Source organism: Candidatus Pelagisphaera phototrophica, assembly GCF_014529625.1.
GTDB classification, from domain to species: Bacteria; Verrucomicrobiota; Verrucomicrobiia; order Opitutales; family Opitutaceae; genus Pelagisphaera; species Pelagisphaera phototrophica.
On the sequence record NZ_CP076039.1, the window covers coordinates 2,458,773 to 2,479,445 of the forward strand.

Genomic DNA, 20,673 nt, shown 5'->3' on the forward strand with positions numbered 1-20,673 from the left:
TCCCCGACCTAACAATGTCTAAGCGACTTCTCATTTTTCATTTTGCGATTTTCATTTTTCAATTCGGTGCACGCAGTGCACCGAACGTCCTTTTTATCGCCGTTGACGACCTCCGCCCCGCTCTCGCTTGCTACGGTGATCCGATCGCGATCACTCCCAATATCGACCGACTCGCCTCCCAAGGAACGGTATTCAATCGGGCCTACTGTCAACTCGCGGTCTGCGGTCCTTCGCGCTTATCTCTCCTCTCCGGTCGACGCCCCGACACAATTCAGGTTTGGGATTTGAAATCACACTTCCGCGAGACTTTCCCTGATCTCGTTACCTTGCCCCAGCACTTTAAGAACAACGGCTACTTCACACGTTCCATTGGCAAAATCTACCACGGAAGCGGCGCCCCTATGAAGGATCCTCCCTCCTGGTCAGAAGAAGCACTATACGATTCCGGGAGAAAGCATGAATGGCGCTATGCTTCGAAAGAAAACCGAGCAGTCGTCACTCTCAAACGTTCCTCTACGGAAGCCGAAGACGTCTCCGACAACACGTTCGTGGACGGACTCGTCTGCGACGCTGCTGAGGCAGCGCTCACTACATTCAAAGAAACGGGGAAATCTTTCTTTCTGGGCGTCGGATTTCGCAAACCACATTTGCCCTTCGTTGCCCCAAAGAAATATTGGGACCTGTACAAGCGGGAAGACATTCCCAAACCTGTATCGAATTCCCATCCAAAGGGAGCTCCCGAATTCGCCCTACGAACCTGGAACGAGATAGAAGGCTATACCGACATTCCTAAAGATTTAAACGAGATTTCTCCCTCTAAAATCCATGAGCTTCGCCACGGCTACTATGCCTGTATCTCATATATAGATACGCTCCTAGGGCGTCTTCTTGACAGACTCGATGAACTCGAATTGACAGACAACACGATCATCTGTTTTTGGGGTGACCACGGCTTTCATCTAGGCGAACAAGGTCTATGGACAAAAGCGAACAACTACGAACTGGCCGCTCGCGTACCCCTCATCTTATCCGTACCCGGACAAAAGAGTAAAGGCAACGCTTCCAACGCTCTCGTTGAACTGGTAGATGTCTACCCGACCTTATCCGAACTATGTGAGCTCCCGCTTTCTCCGAAACTCGAAGGCCTCAGCCTAAAACCGCTTCTGGAAGATCCAATCCGCCCCTGGAAGTCTGCCGCCTTCAACCAGTATCCACGCGACTTTACTGAGATCAAGCACAAGCGGCACGGAGATGTCATGGGCTACTCCATACGTACCGAACGCTTTCGATACGTACAATGGAGGGAGTGGATATCTGGAAAGGCTCTTGTCCACGAACTCTACGATCAACAGACCGACCCCAACGAAATGAGCAATCTGGCTGGGCATCCCGAATACGCGTCCACTCTTATCCAGCATCAGCACCAACTTGACGCCGGATGGAAAAGCGCGATCCCATCCGAATGATTAACCAGTCAAGGGAGAATCGTTGACCCAATGACTTATATCTTCAAAGATAACTCAATCTTCTATTCGTATCCCCCAAAACTAGGACGCTCTACCCTCGTCCGCTCAATGGCGAAAAGGTAGAGACTGCAAACCCGCCGGTTACTTTGATCCTCTTCGACGGGCGGCATGTTCTCGTATTGGAGCATGTCTATTACCTTTCGCCACGTTTTGAAATTGCCAGCAACCGAACCGTTTCTCAAAATCTCCTCGAGTTTCAACTCGCCCTTGAATATTTTGTCCCCATGGCAACCTACACAACAGGACTCGATCAGTGGCGAAACCTGACTTCCAATTTCAGGGATAGAATCCGTCTGGACTTTTAGCGCGGAGAGGTGCAAATTCGGGGCGAGAATCGACAGGCAAAAGGCAATTCGGCCTCGCAATGTTCTCAACAAACTTCTGGGGGACGGGGGGTATAAGAAAGTTAAAACAATCCTACCTTTTTATAGACGCGATTCAGGCAAAATTGGAAAAAAAACAGTCCGTAACGCGATTAATGAGTTTAGTCCCAACCAAAACTACTATCTTCTTTCCTCATATGAAGCCCCTTTCAATACTCCTCTCTTTCGCATTTTCCTTTTTCCTCAATCACATCTGCCCAGCGGCAATCACTGAAAGTGTAATTTTCAGGTCCGGAGAAGAGGGCTACTCCAACTACCGCATTCCCTCCCTCATCACCACCAAAAGCGGATCGCTTCTCGCATTCTGCGAGGCACGCAAGGACCACCGCGGGGATAGTGGCAACATCGATCTCGTGGTAAAACGGTCAACTGATGGAGGGAAGACCTGGTCTCCTCCGCTTATAGTCTGGGATGCGGGCGACCACACAGCGGGAAATCCCTGCCCAGTTATCGACCAGAGGACGGGCCGCATAATCAATATTGTCTGCTGGAATCTCGCCACTGATCACGGGAGAGATCTGCATGCAGGAACAAGCGTGGATACGCGGCGCGTCTATCAGACCCATTCCGACGACGATGGACTTACCTGGTCGGAACCGAAAGAGATTACCACAAAGGTCAAGAAGCCCTCTTGGTGGTGGTACGCCACGGGACCCGGTATTGGGGTTCAACTACAAAAAGGGCCACACAAGGGCCGGTTAGTCATCCCCGCCAATCATACCGCCAAGGGACATTACGGAGCCCATACTCTCTATAGCGATGATGGGGGCGCCTCCTGGAAGATCAGCGAAATCATTAAACCCACCGTAAACGAGAGTCAGGTCGTCGCACTCTCAGATGGACGTCTGATGATGAATATGCGATCGCAAGGAACCGTAGACACCAAACGCCCCTACTCCGGCTACCGATCCATCGCCTACAGTAGTGACAATGGGGAAAGCTGGACTCACCCTGTGTTTGATGATGAGCTCAGTGACCCTATTTGCCAGGCGAGCATCATCCGCTACGACGCGAACCGCATTCTATTCTCCAACCCGAATCCACCGGTCAGCCTTGAGCGAGGTCCACGTGAACAAATGACGGTACGCCTCAGCAACGACGATGGTCAAACTTGGACCAAGGAGCTCATCATCTACGATGGCCCCTCCGCTTACTCCTCCTTGGCTAAGATTCCCGACGGGGAAATCGGTTTACTGTATGAGAAAGATAAAGACATCGCTTTCGCCCAGTTCTCCATAGGTCAAATCAGGTGAGAATACTTCAATATTTCGCTGGCCAGCAGTCGCGTCTGTAAGAAATTCCCCCTTCAGTCCCTCGGTAAGAAATATGAGAAACTACAAATCCAAAGGAATTCTCATTCTGTAGTTTACCTTTTTCATTTTTCCTTTCGGAGCACAGAGCGTTCCGCCGCCAGTGGTGAGTTTCCTTGCCCAGAGCTCAGTCGAAGGTTCGAATCCAAACTTCCTCTTCATATCTGTGGACGACATGAACGACTGGGTGGGCTGACTAGGTTCTGACCGCGTTACCACTCCGCATATTGACGCGTTGGCCGATCGAGGTCTGCGCTTTTCCAACGCCCTTGCTCCAAGTCCCAAATGCAACCCCAGCCGCGCCGCTTGCCCTATGAGTCAATTTCTTACGAGGGTCCAGCCGGTCATTCATCCTGTAGGCTAGCTCTATTACAGTTGAGATCAGTCGATAAGAAAAATACGAAGTAAAATAAAAACCTCCACGAGATACTTTTATGGTAGCGGGCGATCTCCGAGCACCCACAATATAAGCGTAGTAAAGGCTTCAAGCCTGCTTCATTTGACAGTAAATAGGCAGGATGCCTATTCTACTTAAAATCGGCGCTCGAAGATCACCCGCTACCATAGTCAAAAACAGCCCCACCGAAAAGCAACGGTCTGCGACAACAGTCTTTGCCTATCAGGCTATGCCTGTAATGAGGTTCGAGGCAATTACCCAAAAGGAGCGGAATAAACCCGCTCCAATTTATTTCCGAATTTCGCAAGACTACTTTCCTTCGTACAACGGGTTGGACTGCATCGGGTCGGCATTCACTTCCTCCCTCCATGCTCTCATTTCAGCGAGAAGACTTTGAGTAAGCCCCGAATGAACATCGGCGAGATTATTTTGCTCCCCCACATCCAATGCTAAGTTGTAAAGCTCCAACTCTCCTTTATCCAGTATTTCAATCAATTTCCAGTGACCCTTGCGAATAACAGTTGCGGGAAAGTTCTGTGGATGCTGATTGTAATGCGGGTAATGCCAGAAGAGCGACTGTCGATCAATCCTGCTTCGCCCTTTTAAGACAGATGAAAGATCTACTCCATCCACATGTTGCAAAGGTCTTTTCGGTAATCCAGTAGCTCCCAAGATGGTTGGATAAAAATCAGTACTGATGACCGGCTCGTCCGAAATCGATCCCGGTTCGGTCACACCGGGCCATTTCACGATAACTGGCACCCTTAATCCGCCCTCATAGTTCGACCCTTTATTAGCCCGCAAAGGCGAGTTGTCGGTTGCTTTGGACATTCCACCATTGTCACTCGTGAAAATGACCAGTGTATTCTCTTCGATCTCCTTCTCGCGTAAAGCCGTCATCAGCCGCCCTACGCCATCGTCGACCGTTTCCACCATCGCCGCATAGCGGGGATCCCCTTGCCGCTGTTCTTCAGGAACCTTCTCGTATCGGGCAACTTTCCCAGGCTTCCCCTGCAACGGTGAGTGCACCGCATACAATGACATCATCAGAAAGAAGGGCTTCTCCGAGTTTTCGCGTATAAATTTATCCCCTTCTTCCATCAAGCGATCGGTCAGGTAATCTCCTTCCTGACCTTCAATTGGACTCTCCTTGAAAACCTTGAGGTCCGTGGTTGGAATGCGCCAGGATCCTTCAAACGGATACCAATAGCTACCAGGGGCACCGTAGTCGCGTCCCGCGACATTGATATCGAAGCCTTGGTGCTCGGGATAGTAATAAGGCAGCGGACCCAAGTGCCACTTGCCCATGAAAGCCGTCTTGTAACCGCCCTCACGCAATGCCTCAGCGACCGTGAATTCCTCTAGCGGAAGATTGGAAAGGTAACGAGCCTCTTGCAGCTTGTTTTTCTTCGCGTCCCATCGACCTGAAGGGAGCCATTGAGTCAAAAGAAGCCGAGCCGGATACTTGCCCGCCATGATGGCAGCACGTGTGGGTGAACAGACATTGCAGGCCGCATACCCGTTAGTGAAACGCATACCCTCCTTGGCCAACTGGTCGATATGAGGGGTTTTGTAGTAATTACTCCCATTGGCTCCGATGTCCATCCAACCCAAATCGTCGATGAGAAAGAAAACCACGTTGAGGGGTTTCTCAGCTGAGGATGAAAAATGAACGAGAATAAACGAGAAAACCAGAAGACTGAGCTTATAACGGGTTCGAGGATTTCTAAAAAACATACCAAAAGCCATAGTTCAATTCGCGGAGAATTCAAAGCAATATGCAACCACGATGAATCGGCTAACTATGTCCGTCTGTGATCGCTCGCCAAATATTCACTACTCGATGGCAAACGAATACAACTGGGCATTAAAAAGGGTAAACTCGACTTGAACACGAATCGCTCGCATGGTGCTCATTGGGTTTGCGAGACTTACCGGTTGATCAATTAAATCCACTCCTTCGATTGTCGTTTCGTATCCAGAAATTTGATTGTAGGGCAAATCGCCTTTCATTCTCTCCGCTACCTTAAAACACCTCAGGAATCACTTTACACTATCTAGCTACGACCGCGCGGCCCATTCCGGAGGGTGCTTCAACTGGTGTAGCATCTCGCCGGCCTTTCGAACGAGCAGCACGCCCTCATCTTCGCGGTTCGCAAAGTCCTCGATATTGATCGTCGCCGGATCACGGTACCCCACGTTGATTTGATGACAAACGCTCTCGGGAATCTGGCTCGCGATAGTCAGTTTGATCCGACATTGTTCATTCCCGTTTACCATTTTCCCAATACCGCGTACATGCGTGGAATGAGCCAGAACGCCCCATGGGTAATGCTTGAACTGATTCCATTGCTCCAAAAAGTAGTCCCGGCAGTGATACCCGATCTCCATCATTGTCTTGCCGTGGGTGACCGAAACCTCGGTAATATGTGGTGCAAAAATGATCAACTCACCTCCATCCGCAACGACTGGTTCCAGCTTGTACATTCCCTTCCCGCCGGTCCACAAATCCTCATACATCGGTGGCACACAGGAGAACACCGTATGGAACGGTTTATTTTTTATAGTGATGTGGGTAGGACGGGACACTTCGCTCGCATGATCCCAAGCGGCCTCGGGCGAACCGGCAAACAATCCGGCCAGCGATTTGTCCGGACGGACGACCATGCAGAAACACTTCTTTTGAATATCTACTAGTGCGCCCGCCTTGTCCACGACCTTGCGTACAGGAGTCCACTTGTTGCCGATTATCATTGGATTGGTCACAACCGCACCGAGCCAATGGAAGAAATTGAGAATCTGCGGCCCCCCAACGCCGGGAAAAAGGTATTTGTTACCACCGGAAAACCCAACCACTTCATGGGGAAACACAGGCCCAACAATAATTACCTCGTCGTAATCGTAAAGGCGTTTGTTGATCTCGACCGGCACGTCCATGGCGAAGCGGCCGTCAGTGAGAAGGCTAATTTCCTCCTTGGTAATCGTGCCGATGTTTTTGAGTACCTGAGGATTGTCCCACTCGTGATTGATGAACGCAACGTCGCGATACTGGCTCGTGCGGTCCTCCATGGAGATTTCCAGCCGATTGCAGATCGCCGCCTCGGACATAGGCTGATGCGTGCCCAGAGCGATCATAACGTCGAACTGTTTCGTCGCTCGGCTGAGCTGATCGAATAGCTTTTTGAAAACCAAACCGACCGGTGCCGTGCGGGTTCCGTCGGGTACAATCAACAGAACGCGTTTGCCTTCGTAATCGGACACCGGACACATGTCGCCGACCAAACCGTCCACCTGTTCATCAGAAACCGCACCCTTTTCCGAAGCGATCGCGGAGAATACCTGTTCATTAACCATAAATATATCTGCTCGTTACCAACCTGGTTCGGCTAATCATTAGCGAATGATAGAACAAGTTCATTGCCCCTGCTAGATTAAAAACCTAAGATCGGAATTTTTTGAAGCGGGTTGTTCCTGAGATCAGGAATAATTATGGTTCTCGCGGTAGTGGTCCGGGGAAAAGCTGTAGCGGTTTTTGAAGGCCCGAGAAAAGTAGTTCTGGGAGTAGAAGCCCAACTGGAGAGCGATTTCCTTTGTGGGAAGGGCCTTTAGTTCCAATGGTTGTTTGGCTTTTTCGAATACAAGCGACTACTGGAAATTCAATGGGCTAATCCGTTAGGACTCACAAAAATGGGCTCGAATTCCCGTATGGCTTTATTAGGGGCCGTGAAATGCAAGTGTAAGTGAAAACCGACGCGAGGCACATAGGTATGATCTTGGGCCGATTTGCTTTTGGCCGACGAGATTGGGTTTCCTAGCCCCGTGCCAATTAACCCAGCGGACAGCTATCTCTAGCTGGGGACAGGCTTTTCAGGGAAAACAACGAGGCCCGAATGAGCGTATGCGTGAAATTGATGGAATTATTGCCGAAATATGGGAACGCTCTAGTAGACGCATTGGTTTATGCTTGGACTTTGTTTGTTTCTAGTAATCCCGTGGTCATATTTGGAACAGGCAAGATCGACCGAATTCGCGATATGTCCAACGCTTCCGAAATAAGGCTGGACCGGGGGATAGATATGCTGTGCCGGACGGGGCCTAAGGTGAGTCGGTACCCTAACCGCAGATCCCTCGTTTATTAGCTCGCGGACGGGAGACCGACAGGCGTCATAGGTGTTAATGCAATCATTGAACATAATTTGTAGCCAGATTTAACAGGTTCGTTACCTGAAAAAAATAAGCTGGTGTCTGAATAGCTCAATAACTGAGCGTCTGCCTCTAGTTTCCCAGGAAAAGGCTTCCATCCGCGTCCCTCGCGAAAAAGGGAACCTTGGGTATGTGTTCGAACCGGCGGTTAGAGTACGCCCCTTTCGCGAGGTTCCCGCAAAAGCGAAATATGGCGAAAAAATACTATTATTAGTCCAAAAAATACAAGCTGGAGTGTGGCTATTAACGTACTATTGACTCCTTACCCTTATTTCCCCCTTGCATTCTTAACAAGGGACACCCTTACCCCTTGCTTTCTTTTCAAGGGGCCCCTCAACCCTAAAAACCCGTTGTTTTAATATGATTAATATAGGTTCCTTGCCGTTTGCACCCCGTATTCGTTTCATCAACTTCCTTGCCCTTTCTCTGACGTGTGCTTCTGGCCTGTGGGCCCAAGAGGATGCCGAAGAGGTCTTCGAGCTTTCGCCATTCTCGATTGATGCTGATGATACCGATGGCTATCAAGCTATCTCCACACTAGCTGGTACTCGAATAAAGACAGATTTACGAGACATAGGGGCAGCAATTTCTGTGATTACTCCAGAGTTTTTAGAAGACACAGGTGCGGTTGACGCTGCCACAGTTCTCTCTTACAGTCTTAATACCGAGGTTTCTGGCGAGCAAGGCAACTTTGCAGGTGGCGTTGAGACAGGGGATGATAGAAGCAACCCAGCTGTAAATGGTCAACGTGTTCGAGGTATTTCCCCAGCATCGCTGACAAGAGGTTATTTTCTAACGGATATCCCTTTTGACTCATACAATACTAGCCGGATCACAATCAATAGGGGTCCGAATTCATTATTGTTTGGTGTGGGAAACCCAGGAGGAGTCATCAACAACCAAGTAAAATTAGCGACGATTGGTGACGACTTTGGACATCTGAGATTGCGTTTGGGAGAGCGTGGTGGACATCGCGAGGAGTTGGACATCAACCGAGTACTCATAAAAGATCGACTGGCTTTAAGGCTAGTTGGTGTGAACGAGGAGATACAGTTTAAGCAACGTCCCGCTTATGAAACAGATCAGCGTATTCACGCATCTTTAGAAGGAGTGTTGTCTCAAAACCGCGACTCGAACCTCCTAGGTCGACTCACTTTTAGGGCCAACTATGAGAAAGGCATGATTGAAGGTACACCCGTCAACGTAGTACCACCAGCAGATTCATTAAGTAATTGGTTTGAGCACCAAATTGATAATCGAGAAGTCGTGGAAAGGATGTCAGGAATCAGCTTACCCGGGCATATTGATAACTCGTTTGAAGATAGTTACGGTCTCTTCGTTCCACATACCACAGTTAATACGCTTATGGGGGTGCCATCGGGACGGCAGTCCGGCCTGAACGCAAGATTATCTGCGTGGGTAAATATACCTATAACCTGGAATCACATAGGACAACATCACCCATCCACGGGGTTGCCTGATTCTCCAGAAGTTGCGGGAGTTTTGGCACGTGTAATTTGGAATAAGGCCCCTGAGTATAGCCGAGGAAGATTTGAAACCCCGATGACGATAAGCGATTTTTGGGGATCTGGCGTTCCAGGCTTTATAAGTCATAGAGTGCCAGCTTCGATTCTAGATAATGAATCTTTGCTTTGGTCGGGAAACACGAACTATGTTGGCCACGAATTCGAGGCCCAGAATTTCTCTCTTGAGCAAGGTTTTTTAAATGGGAAAGGTGGTATAGAGTTAGTCTATGATGAGCAGATGTATGAAAGAAATGCTTCTCTGCCGTTCGACCAAGATTGGAAGATAGATATTTCCTCTCATTTAACAAATGATCAGCCGAACCCAAATGTAGGTAAATTACTTGGCTGGGGTTCACATGAGCCAGCGTACTTTTCAACATTCAGATCAGCTAAGAGAGCCACCATTTTTTACGAGCATGATTTCGCTGAGAACGATGGTTGGTTAAGCCACTTGGGAAATCACGTTTTCACGGGACTGTATAATGAGCAAACAATCGATCGGCTCGATAGAAACTACAAAATGATATGGAATCATGACACCTCATACAAGACGGCGGCGGACATATTCACTGGTAATCAAACTCATGGCAGAAGGACGTTGCAGCACTACCATTACTTAACTGACAATCTAGTAGGTACGAATTTAAGCGATCTTAAAGTTACATCCTATATAACCCCAAAAATGCCAGTGCATGGCGATAGGTATTATTTATCATGGAATGATCACCCAACGCCTAGTGCGAACCCGAATGGCGTGAACGTACCTGCGGACCCGACACAATACATCCCGGGAACGGGAGATCCGTCTTATTATGATACCTTCATTGCGAATAAGCAGCTTTTGAGTGCTTTCAGAAATAAGCAGATCATAAATTCGGAGGCGCTTAGTTGGCAGAGTAAGTTTTTAAATGGCAATATAGTGGGTCTTCTGGGTTGGAGAGATGATGAATCAATCAACACAGGTCAGGCATCAGTAGACAAGGATGGTGACGGGAACCCGCTTCCTGGCCAGCAAGAGTTATCTGATGCTTCAGAAGTCGTTGAGGGAAGTACAATGACTAAAAGCGTTGTGGCACACCTTCCATTGAATATTGGAGGCACTCGGTGGAGTGCCCATTGGAATACTTCGGAGAATTTTTCTCCTGCTGCCACGCGCCGCAATATCAGGGGTAACGTTATTCCCTCCCCTTTAGGAGAAACGAAAGAAGTAGGCATTGGGGCTGAGTTCTTTGATGGGAGAATGTCGTTGAGGATAAGTAAATACAAGATGACAACCGACTATCAGGATGCTTACCTGGGCGGTGCGATAAACGGCATTCTAGCACCATTAGGTGCTGTAAGATGGGGTTTATTGCAATCTGACGGTACTACCTGGCAAGAAGTTTATGATGTCATGTACGATGATCGTAACAGGTTCCCAGATGCGAAAAGATTCAACAGTTATGATGAGCTTTTCACTGCATTGGGTAATTATCTGCCGAGCGATATTGAATCACTTATTAACAGGCGATACGATGCCGATGGGGCATATTTGTATGACCGAATTCTTGGGGCTTCTGCGACAAGAGGGTACACGTCTGAAGGAACTGAAATTGAGTTAGTTGGCAATGCTACAAAAAACTGGAGAATGGTGTTAAATGTTGGTCAGCAGGAGACTGTTACAGCTGATACGGCCCCTGTCCTGGCTGAGGTAGCCAATTTGGTAGCGGCAGGTTACGAAAGGGAAGGACTTTGGGGTCACCAAGATGCACCGGATAATGATGCTAATGCAACGTTTGGTAGTAGGTTTAATGGTGCGACACTAATTCCGATTGCCAAGGCAAAGTCAGCTGATGGCACGGTATCTTTGGAACAGCGAGAATGGAGAATAAATTTTGCAACCAACTACGATTTCACAGACGGAATCCTGAATGGTTTCGGAATTGGGGGGTCGTATCGCTATCAATCTGCCGTGGCGACAGGTTACGAAAACGCAGTGAATGCTGACGGTCTTGTTTTGCCTATGCTAGACAGGCCTCATTGGGGGCCTGACTCTTGGAATGGTGACCTATGGATAAGCTACAAGAGGCGCCTAACAGATGATATTGATTGGAAAATCCAATTAAATGTAAGGAACCTATTTGGGGATGACGACCTCATCCCGGTTGTCACTAATCCCGACGGACGGGTTGCGGCTTACAGGAATTCCAATCCTCGGGATACGTTCTTGACGAGCACTTTCAGCTTCTAGAAGGCTGAGCGAACTAAATACTTCTTTTACGGCCTGTCCGCATTCGATTGCGGGCCGGCTTTTGCTTGTTTTGTAATCAGCGGACTTTTGCGTAAGTTCGAACACTTGCGTCTTGGTTTTTAGCTGAATCAGTAATCTAATTTCTGCCCCAGCTAAGAAAATCACTCTTTTTTGTCCACTACCGAAATGGTAGCCGAAAGTCTGAAACCGCTCTGCGATCCAATTGTATTTAATCCGACATGAACCGACCTAAATTTAGATTGAGCACGGTATGCATCGCCACCCAAGCCGTGCTTTTAGCCGTTATTTTTGTCAATACTAGCCGGGGGCAAACCTCGCTCAGTATCACCCACGCTCAACTGGCGGACCAGATGAAAGGCGGTTTAGTCGGACAACTGTTTGGCAACCTCAATGGGCTTGTCCATGAGATGACCTATATCGACGAGCCCGGGTCAGTTCAAAGTTACACGCCTGATCTTTCAGATGGGGCGTGGACCAACGACGATACAGATATCGAATGGGTATATGTCCACGCCATGGAACAATCCGACCGCCTCTTTCTGGCCCCAGAATACATTATGAAGCTTTGGAAAGACCATATCGTGGACCGCACATTCTTTGCCACCGGCTATTCCAAGCGGCTGATGGAAATTGGCATTCAACCTCCGCTTTCCGGCAACCGAGTGCTAAATCCTTTTGCCGAATTCAACATCGCGGGTCACTTCCTGTCAGAGAGCTTCGGAATGATCGCTCCCGGGCTTCCGAAAACAGCGGGGCGTATCGGACTCCATTATACAACCGTCTGTATCGATGGTGAGCCCGCCCAGATGACCCAGTTCTTCACAGCCATATACGCCATGGCATTTTTTGAAACAGACATCGAACAATTGTTAGATGTGGGCCTGGCCTCGGTGGATCCGACTTCCCGCTTTTATGAGGTCATTCAGACCACACGCCTGATGGTGGCAGAGAATCCAAATGATTGGCGGACAATGCGTCGCCTTCTGAAGGATCGCTATTCTAAACACAATGGAGAGCTCCGTGACAGGAATGGGTACGAACTAAACGGAGCCGCTACCGTGGCTGCATTGCTCTATGGCCAGGGTGATCTTTCCGAATCCCTGCGTCTGGCCTTCAACTTCGGATGGGACGCTGATAACTCAGCTGCATCGGTTGGGACGATCCTGGGAATCATGAAAGGGTATCAGTGGATGGAGGATCAAGGCTGGAAAGTGAAAGACGTCTACTACAACATTACCCGACTAAATATGCCCCTTAACGAAACCCTTACCGGCTTTGCCGGTCGCCTGACCCACCTCGCGGTGAAAACGCTCGTGGAGGAAGGAAAAGCCACCGTCCACGAGGGTCGCCAAGGAGCAACTTATACCTACAAACGTGAGGTGCCAGCCAACCTGCTCCCCGTTTATGCGATGGATCGGCAACGGGATTGGATGAAGATACCATTGAATTTTGAAATTGACCGACTCCTCACGAGTCCTGGCAGCAAGGAAGATAAAGCCCGGGCCATCTACTTTGCTATGGCTACCGGAACAGCTATGGACTTCCGTAGGAAATACCCGGATGCCTGGGAGACCGCGGTGCAAGACTTCCGACAATTTCCTCGCTTGGGAGCCCTTATTCTTAGGGCCGAAGAACGCGGTATTGCCGGAGCGACTGCACTTAGAAAAAGCGCAAACGATATGGGTATCGAGTTCGTTGAGTTGCCCCGGATACTAGGCCCTCAGCGTTGGCGCCCTTAATTGTTCATCCGGGAGACCTTTCGGCTTCGAATCCAAATGCCTTGTTTCTTTGGATGCTCCATTTCTGGAGGCTGGATTCTTTCTTTGCAGCCATACGCACGCGATGCCTGTTCAGTGTATCTTTGCAAGAAATAGGCAGCAAGCCTGACATGGGGCTGGCTCCTTATTATATAAGTGCATGGACTGCTATAACTTATAAATTTTGAGACAGCGGGATTTAAACCCGCGACACTCTTTTTAGGCACATACTAGCTATTTTACAAGTACCTGATAAGCAATAATTTGTAGAAACAGGGCCGAAGTTAAACGGATATGTCTACCAACATGGACCGAAACAAAAAAGCACTTCTAAAAATCGAAGTGCTTTCTTGCTCTGCTATAAAGCAAACACCCTGCAGGAAGTTTAGAACTTATACCTGAAAGTGAAAACAAATGTCTTTTCAGGCGCTTTCGTTACGAGCGTATTTGCTGCGAAAATTGGAGCGGCTCCTATGAAATATTCTTCGTCTGTAAGATTTTCAACCATTAGCCCAACATCCCAGGTCTCCGTTGAATACTTGCCACCCAAACTCCAAATAAGGGCGTCTGGCAGTACGATTTGTCGATCGAAATCCAAAAAGAATTCTTCTTGAGATCTCACGCCACCTGACATTTCGAACCCGTTCTGGAAATCATATATTCCAAATACCTTAATTATTTCTTCAGGAGGACCAGGGAAAACAAGGTTGGGATTGGCTGGAGGGGTCCCAAAGTTTCTGTCGTAGCGGTCACGTCCGTCGAATCCAGCATTACCGAAAGGATCGTTCAGCTCGCCCCCGTACATGGCCCAATCTTGCTCAGAAAAGGGAATGGTACGAAAGCCCAAAGGCGTTTTTCGGACTACCTCTTGCGACGTAAAAGATCCAATAAACTTAAGAGAATCCGAAACGATCCAAGTCGCCTCAAACTCAAATCCTTCCCCCTCTAGTGGCTCACTGGACCCAGCCCTTCCGTTAAAGGCGCTCTGCTCCCAATTATAAAAAGCTACCGAAGTAAAAAGGCTCCCATCGATAAAACTCGATTTGATCCCTGCCTCAGACATCTCATTCTCGGCAAAATTAGCCTCGCCCACGAGTGCACCACCTTGACTTGGATCCATAGAAGTTCCCTCTTGATAATTTCCATAAAGATAGATCCCTTCGGCCACTTCGTAATTGAGACCTAAGTTCCAGTTAAGGTAATCTGTACTATCAGAGCCAATGCTGGCGTAATCGGCCCTCGTTTCTGCGCTTAAACCCTCAACTTCGCTGGGAACTTTGATATCGAAGTCTGCGTATTCGAAACGAACTGACCCAAGTAAGCTTAATTTGTCATCCATGAGCTTAGATTGACCATTAATGAACGTGGACAATTGCATCAATTCCGATTCCGAATTTCCGCCCACACCAAAGAGACCCCACTGGTTGTTGCCCCCTATTGGGAATTGGGCTCCGGAAAGAAGAATTGTATTAGCGCTTATCTCATCCTCGGTTATATCTCGGCGACTAAACGGCTCGTCCCAATAATCCTGCAGTTGAGTTGCGTCATGGAAGCGCGCCCCGATTCCGTAACTAAAGGAAGTATTCGGTATAAGGCCACGCTCTGTAACATACATTTTAGCACCGAACAGCGTTTGCTCGGAAGCGAATGCGTATCCGTAGGATGAGCTTTTCTCAGTCTCCAGAAATTCCGCGATTCCTTTTATCGTTACTGTTCTCTCTGGATTCGAGTCCAGTACAATGTCAGCAAACAAAACCGTGTCCGTTGAGTCGGCAAAGTCACTTGGATCTGTGAGTACCACATTACCCTCTAGCTGCCTTGTTACCGCACTGCCCCCGTTAGCAAAATAGTCGGATGTGTAGACGTATTTTTCAACGCCATCTGAATCCGTGATAAACTCCATGTCCTCTATGTTTCCGAAACTTGGAACAAGTTCTTCCGCTACCGAGCGTTCGATCGCAAGCCTAGGATCAGCGGAGATTTCGCGTCGTGCAGCAGTTCCTCTCCATATACCGCTAGTGATGTCTTGAGGCTCACCAATAACATAAGCGCCTGTATCAACTAATTGCTGCGTGGGGCGATTCCACCCAGGATTTTCATTCGACTTATAGTCAAAGTATTCACCTCCCATAAAAACGGATACACCTTTTTTCGGACGAAATTTTATTGATCCGTAAACAGACGTATAATCATTACTCAAATCGTCATAGTAGCTTTCTCCGTCCTGTGAGGTTATTGATAATCGGTATGCGGCTGGGATTTCTCCCGATATTAAAAATGGTGCTCCTAAGTCCGCAGTTGCAGTCTTTCTACCCCAGTTATCGAATTGGAGCTCGATTGAACCTTTCTCCTCATCAAAAAATGGAGTCTTAGGGATCAGATTAACAAATCCTCCTATCAGAGTCGGCGAGAAGTCCGCAGGAGCAGGACCTTTGACGATCTCGATCGCTTCTAGAGAGCCGAAAGACAGTGGCATTTCATTGCGATTGTACGCTCTGAGCATTCCATTCAAGTAAGTTCCGCCTCTAGCTCCTCTTATAGTTGGAGATCCAGGCACCCCATAATAGTTGAAGGCTTGGGTACCTGCACCAACCTTTTCGAGGTCACGCAGACCTTTGATGTTTAGCTGATCCAGTATTTCTGGCGACAGGAGGGTAACGGATCTGGGTATTTCCAATATACTCTTTGCGTCAGAGAAAAGGCCTGAGATTTCGCGCTCAGTTGGCATTATAGTATTGTTAAGTGCGGATGCACTTTCATCGGCTATAAAACTTTCTAGCTCTGGTAATCCCGAATCTTGTCCCGAAAGATTCGAAACGCTGGTCGTAAAACCGATGAGTATTGACAGAATTGTTCTGTGCGATGATTTTATCATAGTGGTGTGGTTGTATTGTTTTTAGTTGTCGTGTGTTAGAACCACGCAAATAAAAGCATCAGCCATGCCACATCTCGTTTAACCGCACTACTCGATCTACTGCTCTATTTTGAGCTTTTTTGATTAATAGCTGAATCATTTTTGAACAATATTTGACCCCTTCTGCGCATTTTTTTTTGACCGCTAAAGAATTCTCCTCCGAGCACTGATGGTCACCTGCACCTAGGAGCTCAATCGAACTGGCATATCAATCCAAATCGATCATCTCTTGCAAATATTCAGGCAGGAAAGAAATGGGTGCGAGATCTCTGGAAAAGACTTTTTTCTCGATGACACCTAGGAGGAAGAGGTCGTCTATCAGTGCTTGCATGCGGTCGGGATCTATTAATCCTGTTTGATCCTCATCCTGATATCCTGATATAAGCTGGTTTTCAATCATGGCGTTTAGCGAATAGCTCAAAAATTCCTCCGTCATTTTGGGATTTCCTTTTGCTATCACCTCATTTGCTTTATCCCTTGGCCCAGCTATATAGCTTTTCCAGCCTTTTACCGAGGCCTCTACGAAAGCTTTGACTACGTCAGTGTTCTTCTGGGCAAAGGTTTTGCTAGTATACATAACTCGGTAGGGGTCGTATCCACTATCCGCGATTAGCAATGTCTTGGGATTTGCTCCCTCCTTTCGAATATAGTATGGTTCACTGGTAATAAAGCACTGCTGAATGAACTCCTTATCAGCAAGAAAACGGCTCATTCCATAGTCGACGGGCATTGTTTCGATTGTGATATCGAAACGTTTTTCCAGATACTTAATCATCGCAGCTCCAGGCGTTGTCATAACAGAACGACCGTCCAAGTCCTCAAAATTGTTCACACTACTTTCTTCGTGCAAGAGAATCGCCTGCGGATCGTGCTGCATGAACGATCCCACGATTAGAATTGGAACGCCATTAGATGCTTGGAGCACAACGTCATCCGCTCGTCCAATCGCGAATTCAACTTTCCCTGTAGCTGTCTTTTGAGCAGCCATAGCATTGGGTCCACCAGGCAAAATAGTTACATCGAGCCCGAAATCTTCGTAATAACCCTCCGCAACAGCTTGATAGAATCCACCATGCTCAGCTTGGGCATACCAATCAGTTTGCAAAGTAACTTTAACAAGGCCATCTGTCGAGGAGACTTGTTCGGTCGGAGCACAACCAGCAAATATAAAAGCTCCGATTAGGAACAGATTAGTGAATACAGCGTTCTTTTTCATACAGGAATAATCTCTAAATTTGGATTGTTGAAATCTTTATTCGATGTCTGTCGCTCTAACTGATTCATGCCAATTCTTCAGGAGCATCCAATGGAGCCAATTGACGCAGCCAACAAAAATGAACCCTAAGAAGCAGGCTACAAACGCTGTAGCAAACAGCTCTGGAACCTTGACTTGGGAATTGTACAAAATCACCATGAAACCGATGCCTCCTACCCCTCCTTGGGAGCTTCCCGCAAAAAGATCGCCAGCTATCGCTCCAATCGGGGCTAACGTACCCGCAATTTTCATACCAGTTAAAAAATAGGGCATCGCATACGGAACTCTAAGATACGCTATTTCCTGTGTTTTGCTAGCATTGCTCATCTCAAAAAGTTCTATTAAATTACGATCCGTTGATATCAAGCCCATGGTAGTGTTGGCGACGACAGGAAAAAACCCAATCATGAAAGTAATAGCTGTTATGCTTGGAAGGCCTTGCCCGATCCACAAAACAAATATGGGTGCAAGGACCACCACGGGAGTCATTTGTAGCACTAAGATCCAAGGGTAAAGCGACCGTTTTACCCATACAGCTGATGCCAGTAACATCGATAATACGTAGCCAAAAGTGACAGCGGCGATGAAGCCAACTAAAGCGGCGAATGCGGTTTGACGAGTGGCGATCCACAATATTGCACGCTCATCCCATAAAGCCTCTACTATTTGATGGGGAAAAGGAATGACAATTCGTTGTACTTCATAACCCTCGTTTTTTGCGTAAACAAATGCGACCGAATACCAAATACCGAGAAGAAGTATTCCTGAAATGAACGGTAGAAAGATCGCTTTTAGCTTGTTCATCAAATAAGAACTTTAATGAGCTTTTCGAATCGATCGAGAAACATTGGCAACCTGACTGAGATATTCCGATGTTTCTCGTAAATCTGCATCACGAAAAGCGGGCAGTTTTACATTTATCACCTCCGCAATTCTGCCTGGTTTAGCAGATAAAACAATAATTTGGTTTGAAAGAAATACTGCCTCCGCTGCTGAGTGAGTAACAAAAAACGCGGTCCATCCATCTCGAGCCTTAATCCGAAGCAAATCCTCGTTTAATTTATCCCGAGTCATTTCATCAAGAGCTCCGAAAGGCTCGTCCAACAAAAGTAACTTAGGCGACAGAGTGAGAGCCCTCGCAATAGAAACCCTCATTTTCATGCCCCCAGAAAGCTGCCAAGGAAAATGACGCAGTGCATGAGATAGACCAACGAGTTCAAGCACTTCGCGAGCAGTCTCTTGCCTTTTTCTCTTAGACACTCCACGGAGTTGAGATGAGAGTTCGACGTTCGAAAGGACTCGTCTCCAAGGCAGAAGATTTGCGTCCTGAAATATGAAAGCCATCTCTTCACGGGCGTTCTTGGGGTCCAAACCATCGATGGTCACAGATCCTTCGCTGGCAAGGTGAAGGCCAGCAATTAGTTTTAAAAACGTGGATTTCCCGCACCCACTGGGTCCAACTAGGCTAACGAAGTCTCCTTTTTTCGCAGAAAAATTAATCCTATCGAGCACAATTGTATCCCCGAAGCACTTACTAGCGTTTTCGATCTTTACCAAAGGAGTATCTGGGTTAGGAGGAATTAACACGCTTAGCTTGAAAAATAAAAACTTGTTTCACTGGCTTAAAAAAACAATCGGAGCTTCAATTTCGAATACTTCGCTATTTCGCTAGAGCGGAACTACTATTACATTGAGAGATTCCGTTAGTGTTCCTATGCAGGTTGAGCTTCGAAAGGATTTTTATGATAACTAATCATTTTGCCTGGATTTAATAGAGCCTTCGGGTCAACAGCGTCCTTCAGAGCCCTTTTCTCCACTATGTCAGGGTGAACCCCGCCTTCTTCTAACTTGTAGGTGTGTGGATTCGCTATGCCTACGCCGATCGATTTACAGAAATCTATTATTTCGTTCAACCTCTCTTCTGTTGTGAATTTTATTAGCGGTATGCCTCCGACTGTTACTCCAGGTTTACCCGCTTCGAACTTTGCGTTTCCTAATGTTAATTCGAGATGTAGTAAAAATTCATCTCCGTACTTATTTTTAAGCTTATCTAAATTCTCGCTAAAATTTTCCCCGAAGCCGCACTGCAAATATGTAATAGACGGGTCCGCTTTTATAGCCCAAAGAGTCGTATGGTTCCATGTGTAGTCTGTGATGAAGGGTGGTTTAGGAGGATTACCAAAAGGGCGAGAATATACGTGTGCAATGCCGGCAGCTTTAGCGGATTCTAAAAGAGCTTCGACGGCAGGCTCATCGACCATCAGGAAAGTAGCCATTTTTTCCTCGGGCAGGAATTTTTTCAATGGCTTGAAGTAGCTGCAAATCTCAGCTTCGAACACTGTGACTAATCTTTTGACGATCTTATCGTCAGTCGCGACCGAGTATGTCCATTCCAGAAGCTCGTGCCAGTTGTCATGGACGAAAATCAATTGTTCCCAATTGAAGGCCTTTCCGAGTCGCATTTCAACCTCGACCATAATCCCCGTTGTCCCGTAGGTATGTAGGGCCTTTATCGCATCTTTTTCCTCGAATTTTATAAATTTCGGTTCCGACTCCATCGTCATAATAGTGACGGACTTCACGTTGTCACCTGAGGAGATACCGCCGTGTAAAATCGAGCCAATTCCGCCAGAACCTCCGCAAAAAAATCCTCCAATTGAACTGATAGCCCACGTAGACGGCATACATCTTAACTCCCAACCGGCTTTTCTTGCTTCGAACTCGATTGCTCGCAGTGTCGCACCAGCCTCGGCACGCACCACCCCATCAACACTAAAAATTTTTGACATGCCAGAAAGGTCTAGCACTGCTCCACCATACAGTGGGATGAGCTGACCATAGTTGCCGGACCCACCACCCCGAATCACAACAGGAACATCCTTTGAAAAAAACAATGCTGTAATGTCTCTAAGCTCTTCTCTTGTATCGATTCGGATTGCAACCTCAGCCCGCCTATCTTCAAGCAAACGCTTCAAAATTGGGGAATACCAATAGAAGTCTTTCGAAAACTTTTCCGTTTTGCTGCCCGTGAAAATCCGCTCCTTTGGTACGATCGATTGAAGTGTAGAAACTATTTCGGGTGTGATTGTTGGTAAATAAATTGGTTTTGAGGTCATTCCCTGGTGAACCAGCAGGAATGTTGCCATTTTTT

At 47.5% G+C, this 20,673-nt stretch carries 13 protein-coding genes and 2 pseudogenes; 5 read left to right on the forward strand and 10 right to left on the reverse strand.

The genetic code is table 11. From position 1 onward, the window contains the following. Window positions 1-14: 14 nt before the first annotated feature. Window positions 15-1,466 (forward strand): sulfatase, encoded by a 1,452-nt coding sequence (locus GA004_RS10555; protein ID WP_283393825.1) that lies wholly within the window; start codon window positions 15-17, stop codon window positions 1,464-1,466. A 62-nt stretch (window positions 1,467-1,528) separates the two neighbouring features. Here GA004_RS10555 and GA004_RS10560 read toward each other — a convergent pair whose 3' ends face one another. Further along, window positions 1,529-1,891 carry a hypothetical protein gene (locus tag GA004_RS10560; RefSeq protein ID WP_283393826.1) on the reverse strand — a complete coding sequence of 121 codons (363 nt, stop codon included), beginning with the start codon at window positions 1,889-1,891 and terminating at the stop codon, window positions 1,529-1,531. A gap of 155 nt (window positions 1,892-2,046) precedes the next feature. Between GA004_RS10560 and GA004_RS10565 the strand changes: the two genes are divergently transcribed. Together GA004_RS10565 and GA004_RS17990 are read left to right on the forward strand one after the other, a co-directional pair. After that, a complete protein-coding gene (locus GA004_RS10565; protein WP_283393827.1) occupies window positions 2,047-3,162 on the forward strand; it encodes a sialidase family protein in 1,116 nt (371 codons plus the stop codon). A gap of 268 nt (window positions 3,163-3,430) precedes the next feature. After that, window positions 3,431-3,583 (forward strand): annotated as a pseudogene (locus tag GA004_RS17990) (N-acetylgalactosamine-4-sulfatase); the annotation flags it as partial. Window positions 3,584-3,925: 342 nt separating this feature from the next. Here the strand turns inward: GA004_RS17990 and GA004_RS10570 are convergent. The 4 genes and pseudogenes from GA004_RS10570 to GA004_RS17995 form a co-directional block, all read right to left on the reverse strand. Beyond that, window positions 3,926-5,353 (reverse strand): sulfatase, encoded by a 1,428-nt coding sequence (locus GA004_RS10570; RefSeq protein ID WP_283393828.1) that lies wholly within the window; start codon window positions 5,351-5,353, stop codon window positions 3,926-3,928. A 99-nt stretch (window positions 5,354-5,452) separates the two neighbouring features. Next, complete coding sequence (locus GA004_RS10575) at window positions 5,453-5,629, reverse strand: hypothetical protein (RefSeq protein WP_283393829.1); 177 nt, start codon at window positions 5,627-5,629, stop codon at window positions 5,453-5,455. Window positions 5,630-5,677: 48 nt separating this feature from the next. Next, on the reverse strand, window positions 5,678-6,970 hold the full coding sequence (locus tag GA004_RS10580) for a lactate racemase domain-containing protein (protein WP_283393830.1): 1,293 nt from the start codon (window positions 6,968-6,970) through the stop codon (window positions 5,678-5,680). A gap of 123 nt (window positions 6,971-7,093) precedes the next feature. Then, window positions 7,094-7,243 (reverse strand): annotated as a pseudogene (locus tag GA004_RS17995) (helix-turn-helix domain-containing protein); the annotation flags it as partial. 936 nt (window positions 7,244-8,179) lie between these two features. On the opposite strand from GA004_RS17995, the gene GA004_RS10585 reads away from it, so the two are divergent. Beyond that, window positions 8,180-11,575, forward strand: coding sequence for a TonB-dependent receptor (locus tag GA004_RS10585; RefSeq protein WP_283393831.1), 3,396 nt, complete (start codon window positions 8,180-8,182; stop codon window positions 11,573-11,575). 239 nt (window positions 11,576-11,814) lie between these two features. Further along, entirely contained in the window at window positions 11,815-13,335 is a 1,521-nt protein-coding gene (locus GA004_RS10590; protein ID WP_283393832.1) for an ADP-ribosylglycohydrolase family protein, read from the forward strand. 403 nt (window positions 13,336-13,738) lie between these two features. Here the strand turns inward: GA004_RS10590 and GA004_RS10595 are convergent, their stop codons facing one another. The 5 genes from GA004_RS10595 to GA004_RS10615 form a co-directional block, all read right to left on the reverse strand. Next, window positions 13,739-16,228, reverse strand: coding sequence for a TonB-dependent receptor domain-containing protein (locus GA004_RS10595; RefSeq protein WP_283393833.1), 2,490 nt, complete (start codon window positions 16,226-16,228; stop codon window positions 13,739-13,741). A 247-nt stretch (window positions 16,229-16,475) separates the two neighbouring features. After that, on the reverse strand, window positions 16,476-17,483 hold the full coding sequence (locus tag GA004_RS10600) for an ABC transporter substrate-binding protein (protein ID WP_283393834.1): 1,008 nt from the start codon (window positions 17,481-17,483) through the stop codon (window positions 16,476-16,478). Between the two features lie 36 nt (window positions 17,484-17,519). Continuing rightward, window positions 17,520-18,326, reverse strand: coding sequence for an ABC transporter permease (locus GA004_RS10605; protein ID WP_283393835.1), 807 nt, complete (start codon window positions 18,324-18,326; stop codon window positions 17,520-17,522). A gap of 12 nt (window positions 18,327-18,338) precedes the next feature. Next, a complete protein-coding gene (locus GA004_RS10610) occupies window positions 18,339-19,109 on the reverse strand; it encodes an ABC transporter ATP-binding protein (protein ID WP_343218802.1) in 771 nt (256 codons plus the stop codon). Between the two features lie 125 nt (window positions 19,110-19,234). After that, window positions 19,235-20,668, reverse strand: coding sequence for an FAD-binding oxidoreductase (locus tag GA004_RS10615; protein WP_283393836.1), 1,434 nt, complete (start codon window positions 20,666-20,668; stop codon window positions 19,235-19,237). Window positions 20,669-20,673: the final 5 nt, after the last annotated feature.

Bases quoted from the DNA above. Each gene is read 5' to 3' on its own strand.
- GA004_RS10555 (WP_283393825.1), top strand. From the start codon at position 15: ATGTCTAAGCGACTTCTCATTTTTCATTTTGCGATTTTCATTTTTCAA.
- GA004_RS10565 (WP_283393827.1), top strand. From the start codon at position 2,047: ATGAAGCCCCTTTCAATACTCCTCTCTTTCGCATTTTCCTTTTTCCTC.
- GA004_RS10570 (WP_283393828.1), bottom strand. From the start codon at position 5,353: ATGTTTTTTAGAAATCCTCGAACCCGTTATAAGCTCAGTCTTCTGGTT.
- GA004_RS10575 (WP_283393829.1), bottom strand. From the start codon at position 5,629: ATGAAAGGCGATTTGCCCTACAATCAAATTTCTGGATACGAAACGACA.
- GA004_RS10580 (WP_283393830.1), bottom strand. From the start codon at position 6,970: ATGGTTAATGAACAGGTATTCTCCGCGATCGCTTCGGAAAAGGGTGCG.
- GA004_RS10585 (WP_283393831.1), top strand. From the start codon at position 8,180: ATGATTAATATAGGTTCCTTGCCGTTTGCACCCCGTATTCGTTTCATC.
- GA004_RS10590 (WP_283393832.1), top strand. From the start codon at position 11,815: ATGAACCGACCTAAATTTAGATTGAGCACGGTATGCATCGCCACCCAA.
- GA004_RS10595 (WP_283393833.1), bottom strand. From the start codon at position 16,228: ATGATAAAATCATCGCACAGAACAATTCTGTCAATACTCATCGGTTTT.
- GA004_RS10600 (WP_283393834.1), bottom strand. From the start codon at position 17,483: ATGAAAAAGAACGCTGTATTCACTAATCTGTTCCTAATCGGAGCTTTT.
- GA004_RS10605 (WP_283393835.1), bottom strand. From the start codon at position 18,326: ATGAACAAGCTAAAAGCGATCTTTCTACCGTTCATTTCAGGAATACTT.
- GA004_RS10615 (WP_283393836.1), bottom strand. From the start codon at position 20,668: ATGGCAACATTCCTGCTGGTTCACCAGGGAATGACCTCAAAACCAATT.